Origin of the sequence: Vreelandella hamiltonii (genome assembly GCF_014651795.1) — a bacterium.
Classification (GTDB): domain Bacteria; phylum Pseudomonadota; class Gammaproteobacteria; order Pseudomonadales; family Halomonadaceae; genus Vreelandella; species Vreelandella hamiltonii.
The window spans coordinates 14,253-30,303 of the sequence record NZ_BMXO01000010.1; the positions used below are offsets into that span (position 1 = coordinate 14,253).

General features: G+C 62.6%; 15 protein-coding genes. 3 read left to right on the top strand and 12 right to left on the bottom strand.

Annotated features, from left to right (window positions below; genetic code table 11):
* Positions 1 to 49: 49 nt before the first annotated feature.
* Positions 50 to 517: a Cys-tRNA(Pro) deacylase gene (gene ybaK, locus IE061_RS11080; RefSeq protein WP_193461623.1), complete on the bottom strand. Its 468-nt coding sequence runs from the start codon at positions 515 to 517 to the stop codon at positions 50 to 52.
* 105 nt (positions 518 to 622) lie between these two features.
* On the opposite strand from ybaK, the gene IE061_RS11085 reads away from it, so the two are divergent.
* Positions 623 to 808 carry a DUF3008 family protein gene (locus IE061_RS11085; protein WP_016916392.1) on the top strand — a complete coding sequence of 62 codons (186 nt, stop codon included), beginning with the start codon at positions 623 to 625 and terminating at the stop codon, positions 806 to 808.
* Between the two features lie 47 nt (positions 809 to 855).
* Here IE061_RS11085 and IE061_RS11090 read toward each other — a convergent pair whose 3' ends face one another.
* The gene (locus IE061_RS11090; RefSeq protein ID WP_016916391.1) at positions 856 to 1,125 is read right to left on the bottom strand and encodes a hypothetical protein; all 270 of its coding nucleotides are present in this window, start codon (positions 1,123 to 1,125) and stop codon (positions 856 to 858) included.
* 99 nt (positions 1,126 to 1,224) lie between these two features.
* Positions 1,225 to 2,088 carry a cation diffusion facilitator family transporter gene (locus tag IE061_RS11095; protein ID WP_016916390.1) on the bottom strand — a complete coding sequence of 288 codons (864 nt, stop codon included), beginning with the start codon at positions 2,086 to 2,088 and terminating at the stop codon, positions 1,225 to 1,227.
* Positions 2,089 to 2,197: 109 nt separating this feature from the next.
* Between IE061_RS11095 and IE061_RS11100 the strand changes: the two genes are divergently transcribed.
* Positions 2,198 to 3,067: a LysR family transcriptional regulator gene (locus IE061_RS11100; RefSeq protein WP_016916389.1), complete on the top strand. Its 870-nt coding sequence runs from the start codon at positions 2,198 to 2,200 to the stop codon at positions 3,065 to 3,067.
* A gap of 204 nt (positions 3,068 to 3,271) precedes the next feature.
* Complete coding sequence (locus IE061_RS11105; RefSeq protein WP_016916388.1) at positions 3,272 to 4,681, top strand: PhoH family protein; 1,410 nt, start codon at positions 3,272 to 3,274, stop codon at positions 4,679 to 4,681.
* Positions 4,682 to 4,750: 69 nt separating this feature from the next.
* Here the strand turns inward: IE061_RS11105 and IE061_RS11110 are convergent, their stop codons facing one another.
* The 9 genes from IE061_RS11110 to IE061_RS11150 form a co-directional block, all read right to left on the bottom strand.
* A complete protein-coding gene (locus tag IE061_RS11110; RefSeq protein ID WP_193461624.1) occupies positions 4,751 to 5,755 on the bottom strand; it encodes a YihY/virulence factor BrkB family protein in 1,005 nt (334 codons plus the stop codon).
* The gene (locus IE061_RS11115) at positions 5,752 to 7,521 is read right to left on the bottom strand and encodes a proton-conducting transporter transmembrane domain-containing protein (RefSeq protein ID WP_230478442.1); all 1,770 of its coding nucleotides are present in this window, start codon (positions 7,519 to 7,521) and stop codon (positions 5,752 to 5,754) included. The genes IE061_RS11110 and IE061_RS11115 overlap by 4 nt, the downstream gene beginning before the upstream one ends.
* Positions 7,518 to 9,023, bottom strand: a complete 1,506-nt coding sequence (locus tag IE061_RS11120) for a complex I subunit 5 family protein (RefSeq protein WP_016916385.1) — start codon at positions 9,021 to 9,023, stop codon at positions 7,518 to 7,520. The genes IE061_RS11115 and IE061_RS11120 overlap by 4 nt, the downstream gene beginning before the upstream one ends.
* Complete coding sequence (locus tag IE061_RS11125) at positions 9,020 to 10,510, bottom strand: complex I subunit 5 family protein (RefSeq protein ID WP_052196325.1); 1,491 nt, start codon at positions 10,508 to 10,510, stop codon at positions 9,020 to 9,022. Before IE061_RS11125 ends, IE061_RS11120 begins: the two co-directional genes overlap by 4 nt.
* On the bottom strand, positions 10,507 to 11,196 hold the full coding sequence (locus IE061_RS11130) for a hypothetical protein (protein ID WP_039175721.1): 690 nt from the start codon (positions 11,194 to 11,196) through the stop codon (positions 10,507 to 10,509). Before IE061_RS11130 ends, IE061_RS11125 begins: the two co-directional genes overlap by 4 nt.
* Positions 11,197 to 11,246: 50 nt before the next feature.
* Positions 11,247 to 11,912 (bottom strand): alpha/beta hydrolase, encoded by a 666-nt coding sequence (locus tag IE061_RS11135; RefSeq protein ID WP_039175719.1) that lies wholly within the window; start codon positions 11,910 to 11,912, stop codon positions 11,247 to 11,249.
* A 72-nt stretch (positions 11,913 to 11,984) separates the two neighbouring features.
* Positions 11,985 to 13,754 carry an SLC13 family permease gene (locus IE061_RS11140; RefSeq protein ID WP_039175717.1) on the bottom strand — a complete coding sequence of 590 codons (1,770 nt, stop codon included), beginning with the start codon at positions 13,752 to 13,754 and terminating at the stop codon, positions 11,985 to 11,987.
* 218 nt (positions 13,755 to 13,972) lie between these two features.
* The gene (locus tag IE061_RS11145; protein WP_009101184.1) at positions 13,973 to 14,176 is read right to left on the bottom strand and encodes a cold-shock protein; all 204 of its coding nucleotides are present in this window, start codon (positions 14,174 to 14,176) and stop codon (positions 13,973 to 13,975) included.
* Positions 14,177 to 14,366: 190 nt separating this feature from the next.
* Entirely contained in the window at positions 14,367 to 16,034 is a 1,668-nt protein-coding gene (locus IE061_RS11150; protein WP_039176070.1) for a GMC family oxidoreductase, read from the bottom strand.
* Between the last annotated feature and the right edge of the window lie 17 nt (positions 16,035 to 16,051).

Below are 16,051 nucleotides of genomic sequence, written 5' to 3' on the forward strand. Positions count from 1 at the left end.
CCGATTTTTAACGCCGTATGGGCGAGCGTAGGCAGTTTTCGTACAAAGCCTAGGCGGAGAGCGCCGCGAATTGCCCTTGGCTCAAGGCCGCCAGGTCATGGGGGGAGAGTTCGATCTCCAAACCGCGGCGCCCGGCACTGACATACAGCGTGGGCCACGCCTTTGCAGAGGCATCGATGAAGGTGGGCAACCGCTTTTTCTGGCCCAGCGGGCTGACGCCGCCCAGCACGTAACCGGTGCTGCGCTCCACTGCTTCAGGCGCTGCCATCGCCGCCTTCTTGGCCCCTGCGGCCTTGGCAATCTGCTTCAGCCCCAGCTGGCAGTCGACCGGTACGATCCCCACGGCCAACTGCTTGCCATCCAGGCTGACCACCAGCGTCTTGAACACTTGTGCCGGTGAAACACCCAGCTTATCGGCGGCTTCCAGGCCGTAGGACATGGCCGCTGCATCATGTGGATAGTCATGTAGTTGAAAGGCAATGCCTGCTTGCCGTGCGCTATTGATGGCCGGGGTCATGGAGGTCTCGTGAGTTGAACGTGGCGGTGGACATCTCATCGTCTACTGCCAAACTTAATAGCGTGCCAACGCTTTGGAAGTCAACCGACAGAAAGGAGTCTGACCATGAAGGCCACTTCAAAAGCACAGCAAAAGGCGGCGGGCGCTGCCCTTTCCGCCAAACGCGGGGAAAGCAAACCCGGTGAGCTCTATGGCGCATCGAAAGAGATGTACGACGACATGAGTGAAGCCGAGCTGGAAGAGATGGCGGGCACGCCTCGCAAGGGAAAACCACAAAAGCGCGAAGCGTGAGCACCGCGCCAGCACGCAGGCTGGCGCGAGGCTTTAGGTGCCTTCGCTCAGGGGCAAGGCACCACGCGACGCAGGGTATCCTTGGCCCATAGCGTCTGGCCATCCGGCGTGCGGCCGTGCTCGTTCCAGCGCTCGGTGGTTTCCAGGCAGTAGGAGCCGGCATCTTCCGTGCGCGGGTCGGCGCTGGCGGGGCGTTCGCCACCGATACGCATGACATCCGGGTTATCCGTGGTATAGCGGGGGGCAACGGTATTACTGGCACAGCCAGCCACCAGAACGGTAGCCAGCAGTACGGGCAAACAGCGGCGCAATGGCATGTTTTACAACCCTCACAAGCAGTGTTAAACCGACACCAGTTGTCGGTAGCGCTAGATATCACTCACCCAGCGCTACCGTCAATCTTTTTTAATGCGGGCTCAGGTCACCAGTGTAATGCTCATGACCGGGCGCAAATTACGCTGCTTGCAGTGCTGTTCGACGCTTTCCACGATCTCTTCGGCGTCATCGATCTGCTGCTTGTCCAGTTGGATATCCACCATCAGGAAACTGCCCACCTGGGCCAGGCGCACATCGTCGTCGGCAATATCGAAATCCGCCACTTCCTGAATCACTTCCTGACGCACGCTGCCCACGGGCTCACCGAACATCAGTTCACGCAAGGCATCCTTGACCATGCGAATCGGCATGGGCAGGAAATAGCCCGCGATAATCAGCACCATGACCGGGTCGGCGAACCGTGCCAGATGTGCCCAAGGCGTCAACGTTAGCCCCCAGGTCAGCGCGAACCCCAGCATTACGGCGGCACTCAGCCAGGTATCCATCTGCCACTGACGAAGCTCGGCATTCAATAGCGAAGACTGGGCAACCCGCGCATGGCGCGCCAGCCACCACCACGTCACCAGACACCCCGTGACGTTGACCACGCCAAAGATCAAGGCCAAGTCCAGGGTCACCAGACGACCTCCCTGCGCCAGGCTCCACAGCGCCGAGACCAGCGAGAACAGGCATACTAGGGCAATCACCACGCCTTTGAGCAGCACTGCCAACGGCTCTACCGTCAGCCGCCCAAAGGGGTAGTGATCATCAGCGGGCTTGCGCGCCTGCTGAAGGGCAAACAGCGACAGCGAGGCCAGCACTAAACTTAATAGCGAATAGCCGCTGTCGAAGAGTATCGTGATCGAGCCACTGGCCAGGCCGAGCGCCAGGCCGGTAAACGCGAACAGACTGGCAGAAATAGCGGAAAATCTGAGCGCACGGCGCTCTGCGATGAAGGGGGTCACGCGAATTGCTCCATGAAAAGTAGGTATAGCGCGGGGTATCATAGGAGGACCTATCACGTTAAACCAATCGCTCAGCGCCAATATTATTGGCACCCAGAAAGGCAACATCATGCGCGCAGAACAGGTGGAAGCGTTTATCGAAGTGACCGAACACGGCTCCTTTGCGGCGGCGGCTCGGCATACCGGCATGAAACGCAGCACGCTCAGTGCGGCCGTGAACGCCCTGGAAGATAGCCTGGGGGTGGCGCTGTTCGAACGCTCGGGCAACAGCCTGCAGCTCACGGCGGTGGGCGAAAGCGTGCTGCCGGACTGCTACCGCCTGCTGACCAGTGCCAGCCGGATCAAGAAGCATTGCCAGCAGCATTTGCAAGGGGTCGAGAGCCAGCTGTGCATTGCCCGCGACGATGCGCTGCCCGAAGCCTTCTGGCGTCAGGTCATGCACGAACTGAAACAGCGCTACCCGCTGACCGCCATTTCGGTGTACCTGCTGCCCCCGCAAGAGCACCCGCAGTTCGTAGTGCGCCAAACCGTGGACATCGCTTTCGGCCTGTATACCGCCGAGGGCACCACGGTGAAGGCCAATCATCTGGCACCGGTCAGCATGAGTCTGGTGGCCGCTGCCGATCACCCGCTCAGCCGTCTGCCCAGCGTCACCCGAGATGACCTGGCCCAGTACACGCAGGTGTGCCTGACCTTCGACCAGGGCGACAGGCTGGTCAGCGAAGCGCTGTTTTCGACCAACTACCTGGGGCTGACGATGTTCGAGGTAATCCGTGATGCGGCGATCAACGGCACCGGCTGGGCACTCCTGCCCTACCCGTTGGTCAAAGAAGCATTGGCCAACGGTCAGCTCTGCGCGCTCAATCATGATCTGGCGCTGGAGAGCCACTACTACCGCTACGTGGAGGGAGAAAGCCTTGGCGTGGTAGCCACCGCGCTATTGACCAGCGTGACGCGTTTTCTGAGCGCGACCCGCTAGGCCTCGAACGTCATCGCAATATGGATCAATGACTGCGTTGAAATAACGCGGTGGCGAAAATGGCCAAAGCCTTCCACGCTATAAGCAAGTACTTAACAAGGAGGAGCAGGACACGCTAGCGAAGCGGCACAGGTAAGTGTCATCCAAGCGTAAAGAGCATCTGCCAGTGTCGGTATTGCCGTCAACCAAGGAGTAGTTTCCGCGATGGTACGACTCGATAAGAAAGCCACCAGGCTGTATGTGCTGGATACCAACGTCCTGATTCACGACCCCGCCGCGCTCTATCATTTCGATGAGCACGATGTGGTCATCCCCATGACCGTGCTTGAAGAGCTGGACAAGCACAAGAACGGCATCCGTGAAATTGCCCGCACCGCTCGCCAGATCAGCCGCACCCTGTCCGACCTGACCAATCAGGTCACCTTCGATGAAATCCAGAAAGGCATCCCCATTCCGCGTATCAGCGGGGAGTCCGGTCGGCTGCACTTTTTATGCTACAACGACCTGAAGCCGTTCGACGCGCTGGATGACAGTCCCGACAACCGCATCCTGGCAGAGACCTGCCGCCTGCGTGACGAGCGCCCAGATGCCTCGGTGATTCTGATCACCAAGGACATCAATCTTCGCGTCAAGGCTGCCGCGCTGAAGGTCCCCGTCGAGGACTACCTCAACGACCGCGCCTTCTCCGACAGCGATGCGATGATCGAAGGGGCCAAGGTGTACGAGGCCGCAGGCTTGGGCGGTGCCTCTCTTTGGGAAAGTCTCAACGTGGAGGTCAATGTCGAGCGCGTCGCGCACCACACTTTCTACCAGCTCAGCGGCACCATGCCCCGGGACTGGCATGTCGGCATGCTGGTGTCGGATAGCGAAAACGGCGCGGAATTCGAAGCCATCGTTCGGGAGCTATCGCCCTCCTCTGCCCGCTTGCAGCTGCTCACCAACTACCGCCACCACGCGGGCGTCTGGGGGGTGCACGCCCATGACAGCCGCCAGAACTTCACCCTCAACCTGCTCATGGACCCCGAGATCGACCTGGTGACCATTGCCGGTAATGCGGGCACCGGTAAAACCTTCATGACCCTGGCCGCCGCGTTTCAGCAGACCCTGGACAGCAAACACTTCGAGCGCATCGTGTTCACTCGAGCCCCCATTCCCATGGGCGAAGACATCGGCTTTCTGCCGGGCACGGAAGAGGAAAAGATGTCGCCGTGGATGGGGGCCTTCCATGACAATATGGATAACCTGCTGCGCAACGAGGAGGGAGAGTCGAGCTGGGACAACGGTGCCACGCGGCAGCTGATCGGCTCGCGAGTGCAGATCCGCTCGCCCAGCTTCATGCGCGGGCGCACGCTCAACGATACGTTTCTGATCATCGACGAGGCGCAAAACTTCACGCCCAAGCAGCTCAAGTCGCTGGTGACGCGGGCAGGGCGTAACACCAAGATCGTCTGCCTCGGCAACGTGGGACAGATCGACACCCCCTACCTGACCGCCAATACCTGCGGCATGGCCGCCGTGGTGGAGCGGTTCCGGGATTGGCCCCATGCAGGTCACATAACGCTGAAAAGCGTCGAGCGCTCACGGCTGGCACTGGCAGCAGAAGAGCTGCTTTGAACAGCCGCTAACGTCCCCACCCACCCTCCAACCCACGACCGCCCAGCCTGGCTGGGCGGTCGCCGCTGCTCAATCCTGAGAGTCGCGATCCTGCCAGGGGGTCTTCACGCCCACCGTATCCGCGGCAAAGGCGTCTCTTTCACCCAGCGGGCGCGGCTCGCCAGTGGTGGTGTCCTGGTAGGTCTGGCGCTCCATCTCGCAGTTGATCTCGGCCCCCAGCAGCACCACGAAAGCCGACATCCAGAACCACATCATCAGCGCCACTACGGCGCCCAGTGAACCGTAGAGCTCGCTGAACGTGGAGAAGTAGCGCACGTAAAGCGACAACCCTCCAGATCCCAGCAGCCACGTAACGGTAGCCAGCAGCGTGCCGTAGCTCAGCCAGCGCCACTTGGCCGCGCGACGGTACGGTGCAAAGCGATACAGCAGCGCAATCAGCAGGCTCATCAGCACCAGCAGCGCTGGCCAGCGCAGCCACTGCAGTAGCCTGTCAAAGGGCGGTTCCACCATCAGCCACTCCACCAGCATGGGCACCACGGCAATGAACCCCAGCGACACCAGCGTCATGCCGATGAGCCCGAACGTCAGCGCCACCAGCACGACCAGGCGTAACAGTGCGGGCCGCTTCTCACGCTCGCCGTAAACCACGTTGAGCCCCACCACCAGTGCCGACACCCCTTTGGAAGCGATGTACATGGCCACCAACAATCCTGCCAGGGCGGCCATGACGTTGCCACGCTGGGCACTTTCCACCACGTCCTGGGCCTGCTGGTCGATCAGGTTGGCCGCATCGGGCGGCATGAAACGGCTGATTTCATAGAGCTGCCGCCCTGCTTCTACCGGGTCGAACAGCAGCCCCCAGATGGAAATCACTGCGGCGATGGTGGGGAACAGCGCCAGCAGGGCGTAGAACGCCACGCAGGCAGCGTACATGGTCACCCGGTCTCGGCGGGCCGCCCTCAACACGCGCCAGCCGATATCCAGCCAGCCCTGTCGGGGTATGTCATCCGGCGTCACGGCCTGACGCCCTCGCTCATTCTGGTACGCTTGCGATCCCGCCTGCGGCTTGCTCATGCCAGTCCCTCCCACATCAGCAGTAGCGCCAGCAGCACGGCCATGGCCATCATCAACCCGCTACCGTGCCGACGCAGCCAGGGCTCTGCCCCCAGGCCTTGCCCGAGCAGCTGCATGACCGCGCGCTCGAAAGCCAGACTGCGAGCCACCGACGCAGCCTTGATACGCCCCAGGCCATCACTGAAGCGCTGGCAGCCCTGCAGGGCATGCCCTGCCAGCAGCGCGTATAGCCACCATAGATCGCCCGCTGGCGGTGGAGAAACTTTCACACGCTGGCGCAGGGAGAGCACCACCACCAACGCCAACAGCCCCACCGGGAAAGGCCAGACGATACCGGCCCACTCAGCCAACGGCGGCACCTCGGCACCGGGCAGCGGCAACCAAAGCGGTGTGGCCAGCGCGGCCACCACGGCGGCCAACCAGGCGCCCCACTGCATGGGGTGGCTGCCACCACTCTTGCGCAGCTGCCACTGCCGCCACAGGCAAACGCTCACCAGCAGCGAGGTGCCCACGGCCGCCCAGGTCAGCAACAGCACCAGCGTGGTCAACTGGGCATCGTAAAGCACTGACTTGACTCCCCACTTGCTGACCAGCCCGGCTGCCAGGGCACCTGTCAGCGATACGCCCGGCAGCGCCATCAGCGCAAACAGCAGCGGTACACGCCAGCGGGGCATGTGTTCGCTGACGCTGGTTCCCATGAACAGCGCCCCTTTGGCCAGCGCATGATGGGCCGCAAACAGCACCAGCCCGGGCAGCAGCAGTAGCCACGCCTGAGGCACCGTCAACCCGGTGCCTACCAGCGCCGTCAGCATACCCATCTGGCTGATACTCGAATAGGCCAGCACGGCCTTGGGGTGACGCTGCCACACACCATACAGGGCAGCCCCAAACGCGGCGGCCAGCCCCAGCGCCATCATGGTCTGGCCCAGCAGTACCAGTTCAGGTGCCAGACCCGACTCGCCCAAGGGCAGCACGTTCAGCCAGCCCAATAGCCCGGCCTTGATCATGGCGCCACTGAGCACCGCGCTGGCAGGCGCAGGAGCAACCGGGTGGGCCAGCGGTAGCCACACATGCAGCCCCACCACCCCGGCCTTGACGCCAAACCCCAGCCATAGCAGCAGTGCCATCCAGGCGCCGTGCTCCGAGCGAGCAATGGCCTCGCGAACGCCCTCCAGGGTCAAGGTGTCGATGGAGCCAGCCGCCCATAGCAGCCCCCCCAGAATCAGCCCTTCGCCCAGCACGGCGAGGATCAGGTAGGCCCGAGCCCCCAGCCGCGCCTCGGCGCTGCCGCTATGCACCACCAGCGCGTAAGCGGCAAAGGTCATGAGCGCAAAGCCCAGGTAAAAACTGGCAATGTCCTGGGAAAGGATCAGCAGGACGTTGCCTAGCAGCGCCAATGGCCACAGCAGCGTCAACCGCTGCAAGCGCCGCTGGGCGTCGTCATCGCCCCCTCGGGCCAAGGCTTCTTCGGCGGCAAAGTAGCCCCGGGCATGCAGCGCCGCCAGGCTCCATAGCAGCGCGCTGAAGGCCAGCCAGGGGCGGCTGAGCGCATTCAGCTCCCACCAGCCCCCCAGCATCCAGGCTTCCAGCAGCCAACGGCCTTCACCCATATAAGCCAGCAGTAACGCAGGCCAGGCGGCGCTGACCCACAGCCACGAACAGTAGCGCCGCTGCGCTGACGGGGTGCGGTAGGCATGCCATACCGCCCCGGCAGCCACGCACAGCGGCCAGAGCAAGGCCACGACCAGCAGCAGTGTCGTCATCATGGTAGATACTCCCCTACCGCCACCCGCGTTGCCCAGTCCAGAGGGCTAAACGGCAAGCCTGCCAGCAACCCGGCCCCCAGGCTGGCCAGCGCGGTAAACACGGCTGGCCACAACAGCCAGCCATGGGTTTCCAGGCGCCCCAGACGCTGCTCGTTGGGCCACGCACCCACCCCGTGACCGGGCCCCTGCCGGAACCAGAGTCGATGCAGGATCGGCAGGAAGTAAATGGCGTTCAGCGTGCTGCTGGTCACCAGTACCGCCACCACCCAATACATCTCGGCCTGAATGGCGCCAATGCCCAGGTACCACTTGGTGATGAACCCCGCGATGGGCGGCAGCCCGATCATGCCCAGTGCCCCTACTGTGAAGGCCAGGCTGGTCAGCGGCATGCGCTTGCCAGCACCGTCCATTTCATCGATGCGATGAATGCCCAGCTCTTCGGCGTAGTTGCCCGCGCAGAAAAACAGCGTGACCTTCATCAGCCCCTGGTGGAGCAGATGGGCGAGCGCACCGATAGTGCCGAAAGGCCCAAACAGGCTGACCCCCAGAATCACATACGACACCTGACTGATGGTCGAGAAGGCCAGTCGTGGCTTGAGCTCCTGCTGGGCGATGGCCCTCAGCGAGCCGTAGATGATGGTGATGGAGGCCGCGATGGCCAAGGCCGTGGTCACCCCCAGTTCGACGCTCAGCTCGATACCGTAGAGGTCATAGATCACGCGGAGAATGCCGAAGGCCCCCGCCTTGACCACCGCCACGGCATGCAACAGCGCGCTCACCGGCGCAGGCGCCACCATGGCTCTGGGCAGCCAGCCATGCAGCGGCACCATGGCCGCCTTGACCGCCAGGCCGCCGACCAGCAGCGCGAAGATCAGCGTCAGTAGGCCACGGTGGTCGGTCAGGTAAGGCGACAGCCCCCGCTCGGAGGCAAAGGAGTGGTCGCCTGTCAGGCTATACAGCAGCACGACCCCCAACAACAGCACGACCCCGCCGGTCAGGGTGTAACGCAAATACACGCGCCCTGCCGCCAGCGCCTTGGCGGTGCCCGAATGCACTACCAGCGGGTAAGTCGACAGCGTCAACAGTTCATAGAAGATCAGGAAGGTAAACAGGTTACCGGAGAGCGCAATGCCCAGCGTGCTGGCCACGCAGAGGCTGAAAAAGCCAAAGAAGCGTTTGCGGTTGGCCGCATGCTCCAGGTAGCCAATGGCATACACCGTGGTGCACAGCCAAAGCAGCGATGAGAGCCCGGCAAACATCACGCCCAGCGCATCGGCGCGCAGCACGAAATCGACGCCTTCGACAATCTGGAAGCTGAACGTGTCCTCGTAGCCTTCCGCCACGCGCCCGACCATCAGCACGACCAGCACGATCTTGCTGACCGCCGCCAGCAGGTTGATACCGGTACGCCAGCGCCGCGCCTCTTCGGGTAGCGCAAAAATGGCCACGGCGGCCAGCAGAGAGGTCGCCAGTGTGGTCAGCGGTAACCAGGCTGCGTTCATGCGCCACCTCCTTGTAGCAGGGCCAACGGCAAGTGGGCCAACAGACCCAGCAGCAGCGCGGCCAGGGCGAGCGCCAGTGCCACCGCATCCATGCCCGGTGCCAACGGCTGGTAGTCATGGCGTGGTGCGGTTTCATCGAACGAGTAGCGAAAGACCCTGAACACGTAGGCCGCGGTCAGCAGCGTTCCCGCCAGTAATGCTGCAACGGCAAGCCACTGCTGAGTGAGCACCATGGCCTGCAGCAGCAGCCACTTGGCCGTGAAACCGCTGCTGGGTGGCAGGCCCATCAGCGTGATGGAGGCGATGCCGAACGTCAGCAGCGAGAGTGGCAATCGGCGGCTGGTGCCCGCCAGCGCCTGCAGAGCGCTCTTGCCGGTGGCCAGCAGCAGATTGCCGGCCGCCAGAAACATCGCCGCCTTGGCCAGCGAGTGCCCCATCAGCTGTAGCCAGAAACCCTCCCAGGCCAGCGCCTGGGGCAGTGGCGAGGCTTGCGGCCCCAGCAGTAGCGGAAATGCCACCATCAAATAGCCCAGCTGGCCCACCGTGGACGAGGCGATCAGGGTTTTCAGCGACGCTGCCCGCCATGCCACCAGCCCGCCCCACAGGATGGCCGCCATTCCCAGCCAGCCCACCAACTGCGGGGCCAGCCAGGTATCGGGCAACAGCACGCTCCACACCATCAGCAGAATGAACAGCGAGGCCTTGATGACCAGCGCCGCGTGCAGTGCGCTCACCGGCGTCCAGGCGTTTTCGTGCACCGGGGTCAGCCAGCCATGCAGCGGAAACAGTGCAGCCTTCAGCGCTAGCCCCGCGCCCATCAGTGCCGCCGCGACCCAGCTCACCGGGCCTGGCTCGACCACCTGGGCCAGGCCCATCAGCGTCAGTTCCCCCCAGTACCCCAGCAGCAGGGCAATGCCCAGCAGGAACGCCAACGACCCCACCAACGCCAGCAGCAGGTAGCGCATACCGGCCTTGAGCGCACTGCCCTTGCCCGACAGCAGCAGCATGCCGACGGCGGCCAGCCCCATCAGCTCCAAAGCGGCGTAGAGCGTCAGCAAATCGGCCGCCATCCAGATCAATGACAGCGCGCTCACCAGAACGCCCATGAGCGGCCACAGCCAGCGCCCCTGGGGGCCAGGCTGGGAAAGCGCCAAGTGCCCAGGGGTATACAGCGCAGCGGCCAACGCGACCCACTGGGTAATCAGCAGCATTAAGCCGCTCACGCCACTGAAGCGCAGCGCCAGATCCACCCCTGCCAGCTGCCATTGCCAGCGCAACACGCCCGCCTGCTGGGCATCCATGACCATCCACAGGCCTGCTACCAGCACCGGCGTACAGGCCAGCAGGACGGGCACCATGCGCGCGGGACGCAACCAGGCCCCCAGCAGGCCTATCAGGGCAGGTAGCAGCAGAACGACCAGCAGCGCCCAGTGGGTCGACCACAACGGCTCGAAAGTGCTGTCATGCAAGCCAAAACGCCAGCTCATTGTGAAGCCTCACGGGGGGCCAGGGGGGCTGGCTGCTCATCGACCAGGGCCGACACCCCTTCCAGCTGCAGCAGATGTCGTATCAACAGCACGCCCAGCAGGGTGCCCAGCCAAGCAATCAGCAAGCCCACGCCAATCAGCGCCTGGGCATTGGGCAAGGGGCCCACCATGCCTGCCAACAGCAGAAACACACCCGACCCCAGCACGTTGAAGGCCATCAGCCGACGCAGCCAGTGTCGATGCAGTGCAAAAGCCCCCATGGCCGCCGAGACCATGACGACCGCCGCCAGCATCAAGGGGTGTTCGCTCAACGAGTAGGCCATGTCGGGCAAGAGGTAGCGCAGCGCGGCGCCGATCATCACGCTCCACGCCAGCGCCAGCAGCCCACGGCTGATGACATGCCCGGCCCCGTGCTGCACTCGGTCGTAGTGGGCAGCCTCCGGGTGAGCCGAGGGAAATGCCTTCAAGGCATAGAAGAAGCTGCCGCCGGTGAGCGCGCCACCCAGCACCAGCTCCATCAGCCCCAACCAGGGCGCCTGCCACTGCCACCAGGCCAGGCTCATCAGCAGCGTGAACAGCAAAAACAGCCGACAGGTCCGCAGCAGATGGCGGTCCAACAGACAGGCAAGCGCCACTGCCACCAGGCAAAGCGCCAGCCCAGCTTCCAACATATCCACCGACATCATGAAGTGCCTCCGCCTATCCTGTGCATTGGCCAGCGAAAAAGGAGGCCGTACTACGCGAGACGTTCGCTCAACCACCTGCCAATATCGTTGACCTGCTGCGGGCAGAGCGCGTGGGCCATGGGATATTGACGATAGTTCACCGAGTAACCGAGCGCCTTGAGACGCTCGGCGCCAGAGCGGCCAAGCGTTTCAGGCACGATGGGGTCAAAGTTACCATGATGCACCTCAAGGGGGATATGGCGGTTGGCCTCGGCAAGTTCAATGCTGTCGGCGGTGGCAAAGTAGGTCGACATCGCCAGCAACCCGCCCAGCGGCTGGGGGAACGAGAGGGCCGCCTGATAGGCCACCGCGCCGCCCTGAGAGAACCCCGCCACGATGATGCGCTGGCTATCGATGCCTTGATCGATCTGCTCCTGAATCAGCGCCTGAATGCGCGCAGCGGAGGTTTTCAGCTGCACTTCGTCGACCCGGCGCCCCAGGTCCATGGCCAGAATGTCATACCAGGCAGGCATCACCATGCCACCATTGATGGTCACCGGCAGGCGCGGCGCATGGGGCATGATGAAGCGCACATGGGCGCTTTCCGGCAAGGCCAGCGCAGGCACCAGCGGCTCGAAATCGTGCCCATCGGCACCGAGTCCATGAATGATGAACACGCACGCATCGGCGGGTTGACCATGTTGCGGCTCGATAATCAGTTCGCCTGGAGCTGTCATGTCGCATTCCTTGGTGGCTGTCAAAAGCGCCACCCTAGCGTAAAGCGACGCGTTGGGCGAGTCCTTCCCCGCTTAAAACGGCCACACCCATGGAATCAACGTCACCGCAATGGCCCCGGTCAGCAGGTTCAATCCACCTCCTACGCGCAGAAAGTCCCCCAGCCGATACCCCCCTGGGCCATGCACCATCAGATTGGTCTGGTAGCCAATGGGGGTCAGGAAACTGGCCGACGCAGCAAACATGACGGCCACCACGTAGGGCATGGGATTGACGCCCAGGCTCTCGGCCGCCGCCATCACCACCGGAAAGATGATCACCGCCGCCGCGTTATTGGTCACCATCTCGGTGAGCAGCGCCACCACGCAGTAGGTGCCCAACAGCAGTAGCCAGGGATTACCTGCCACCAGAGAGAGAATACCGCCCGCCATCACGTCGGCTGCTCCAGAGGTTTGCAGCGCAGCCCCCACGCCGAACGAGGCCGCAATGGTCAGCAGAACCTGAGTATCCAGACCCCGTTTGGCCGCGCCTACCGTGCAGCAACCGGTCAGCAGCACCATGGCAGCGCCCAGCATGGCAGCATTGAGCATGCTGAGCACGCCAAAGGTCGCCAGCATCACCGCCCCCAGCAGAATCGCCCAAGCCAGCGGCGCCTTTTCATGCACCGGCCTGGCCGCACCGTTGAGTTCACTGATCAGCAGGAAATCCTTGGACTGGCGATGGCGCTCGATGAACGGCGGGCGAGCCTCGAGCAGCAGCACGTCCGCTGGCTGCAGGCGTACCTGCCCGAGGTTGCCGGTCACCCGCTCGCCGCCGCGACAAATCGCCAGCACCGCCGCCCCGTACAGAGTTCGAAAGCGTCCGTCGCGAATGCGCTGGCCAATGAACTGGCACTGACTGGAGACCACGGCTTCTACCAACCGTCGCTCCTTGAACTCCTTCTCCAGGCTGGAAGCGCCATCCCGGGAGGGAATCAGACCCCGGATCTGCTGCAGCTCCACGGCCGCCGCCGACGTGCCCACGAACACCAGCCGGTCACCGCCCTTGAGCTGCTCGCCCGGCCCCACCACGCTGACCACGTTACCGTCACGCTCGATCTCGACCAGAAACAGCTCCTGAAGATGCCGCAGCCCCGCCTCCTCCACGGTGCGGTTCACCAGCACGCCGGTGGGGTCCACCTCCATTTCGATGGTAAATTCTCTGGGGTTGGCAAAAGCATTGGCGACGCCTTTACGGGCAGGCAGGATGCGCGGACCCAGCACGATCAGGTACGCAAGCCCGGCCAGAGCCACCGGCAGGCCAACCCAGGCCAGGTCGAACAGCCCCATGGCCAGATCCGGGTAGCGCTCCACCAGCAGCCCATGCACCACCAGATTGGTGCTGGTGCCGATCAGCGTGATGGTCCCGCCCAGAATGGAGGCAAAGCTCAGCGGCATCAGCAGCCGCTGGGGAGACAGCTTCAAACGGCGGCTCCAGCTCATCACCGCAGGGATATAGGTGGCCACCACCGGGGTATTGTTGAGAAAGCCGCTCAGCGACGCCACCGGCAGCAGCAGCCGGGTCAGGGCGCCCCGCTCGGTGGCTGGGCGACCCAGCACATAGCGAATGATCAAATCGATGCCGCCGGTTTCACGGATGCTGGCCACCAGCACGTACATGAACGCCACGGTGAACAGGCCGCTGTTGGAGAAGCCTCCCAGCGCCTGCTGCGGGTCGATGACCCCCAGGGTCATCAATACCACCACGGCTCCCAATAGAATGATATCGGGGCCCAGGCGCGACAGCGCCATGAGGGGGAAAATCGTCAGCACCACCCCAACGGCAATCCAGGCATCCAGCGACATAAACCCATATCCTTGATAAACGAACCTGGGGATATTGTGCCGCCTGCCCAATATTCTAAAAAGTTATTTTTAGAAACACAGTAAGAACAAAATAGAATATACCCATGAGGGGTGAGGTGAGGTGAGGTGAAAATCGTGGCAAACAAAAAACCCCGCACGAAGGCGGGGTTTTTTTACAGGCTGACCCGTAGGTCACCTGACAACATCATTCGTTCAGATTACAGAACTTTGATGTTGGAAGCCTGAAGGCCTTTTTTACCCTGGGTGACGTCGAAGGAAACCTTCTGGCCGTCTTGCAGAGTTTTGAAGCCGTCAGCTTGAATTTCGGAGAAGTGCGCGAACAGGTCGTCGCCATTGTCGTCCGGAGAAATGAAGCCGAAGCCTTTAGTGTCGTTAAACCACTTAACGGTACCAGTTGCCATGATCGAAATCCTCGATTTAGCTTAATGAAGAGCCGGGCAATACCCGAGTTGCAGTGGGTAGAACAAGAAACTTTCACCAGACTCAACGCGAGAGCGTTTCGATACTGCTGACTACGTTCGACTTGCTAACCAACTGCATGCAGCATGCGCTTAACGACGCTGCACGTCAACACTATGATGGAAAAAAATGTCAGTGCAATGAATTTTCTTCCAAAATCCATCCGGCGGCCTTTTCGGCGATCATCAGCGTCGGCGAATTGGTGTTGCCACTGGTGATGGTGGGCATCACTCCCGCGTCGGCCACCCGCAGTCCAGACACCCCGCGAACCCGCAATTGCGCATCCACCACGGCCATGGGGTCGTCGTCTTTTCCCATCCGCGTGGTGCCGACCGGATGGAAAATCGTCGTGCCAATATCCCCTGCCAAACGGGCCAGCTCCTCGTCGGTCTGGTACTCCACGCCCGGCTTGATCTCTTCCGGGGCGTATCTGGCAAAGGCGGGCTGCTCGGCGATGCGTCGCGTCACCCGCAGCGAATCGGCGGCCACCTTGCGGTCCTCGGAGGTGCTCAGATAGTTCGGCGCGATCGCCGGTGCCTGGCGCGGGTCGGCGCTTTTCAGGCGCACGGTGCCTCGGCTGGTAGGGTTCAAGTTGCACACGCTGGCGGTGATCGCAGGGTACGGGTGCAGAGGCTGCCCAAAGGCTTCGAGACTCAACGGCTGCACGTGGTACTGGATATTGGGATACGGCTGGTCGTCGGAACTACGCGTGAACGCGCCCAACTGCGACGGCGCCATGCTCATGGGTCCCGTGCGCCGCGTGAGGTACTCCCATCCGATACCGGCTTTGCCCCATAACGTGCTGGCCATGGCGTTCAACGTTTTGGCATTGCTGACACGATACACCGAACGTATCTGGAGGTGATCTTGCAGGTTCTCGCCCACCCCCGGCAGGTCGTGCACGACCTCGATGTCATGCTCGGCAAGGTGCTCGGCGGGACCGATGCCCGATAACTGCAGCAGGTGGGGCGAGCCAATCGCGCCGGCACACAGCACGACTTCCTTGCTGGCCTGCACGCGCAGAGTCTTGCCTGCTCGCACCACTTCGACTCCTTCGCAGCGGGGGACGGCCTGATCACGCTGGAAGCAGAGCCGATTCACCTGGGTGGAGTGCCACAGCGTCAGGTTGTCCCGCTTCAAGGCCGTGCGCAAGAACGCCTTGGCCGTGTTCCAGCGCCAGCCGTCGCGCTGGTTGACTTCGAAATAGGCAACGCCTTCGTTACTGCCTCGATTGAAGTCCTCGGTTCGAGGAATACCGGCCTGAACGGCAGCTTCGGCAAAGTCATCCAGCACCTGCCACTTCAGGCGCTGCTTCTCCACCCGCCACTCGCCGCCGTGGCCATGAAACGCGCGGTGAGTGTCATCACCGTCGCTGCCTTTATCCAATCGGTAGTGGTTTTCGTGTTTGATAAAGTCCGGCAGGCAGTTCTCCCAGCGCCAGGCATCGCTGCCGGTCACTTCCGCCCAGTGGTCGTAATCCCGCGCCTGGCCGCGCATGTAGATCATGCCGTTGATACTGGAGCAGCCGCCCAGGGTCTTGCCGCGCGGGTAGATCAGCGAGCGACCGTTCAACCCCTGGTCGGGCTCCGTGCGAAACAGCCAGTCGGTGCGCGGGTTGTTGATGCAATACAGGTACCCGACGGGTATATGAATCCAGTGGTAGTTGTCTCGGCCACCGGCTTCAATCAGCAGCACCCGATTGTTCGGGTCGGCGCTCAGTCGGTTGGCCATCAGGCACCCTGCAGTGCCTGCGCCTACCACGATATAGTCAAAGCATTGCATGGCGGCATGAGCCGCCATGGGGGTAGTTGTATTGT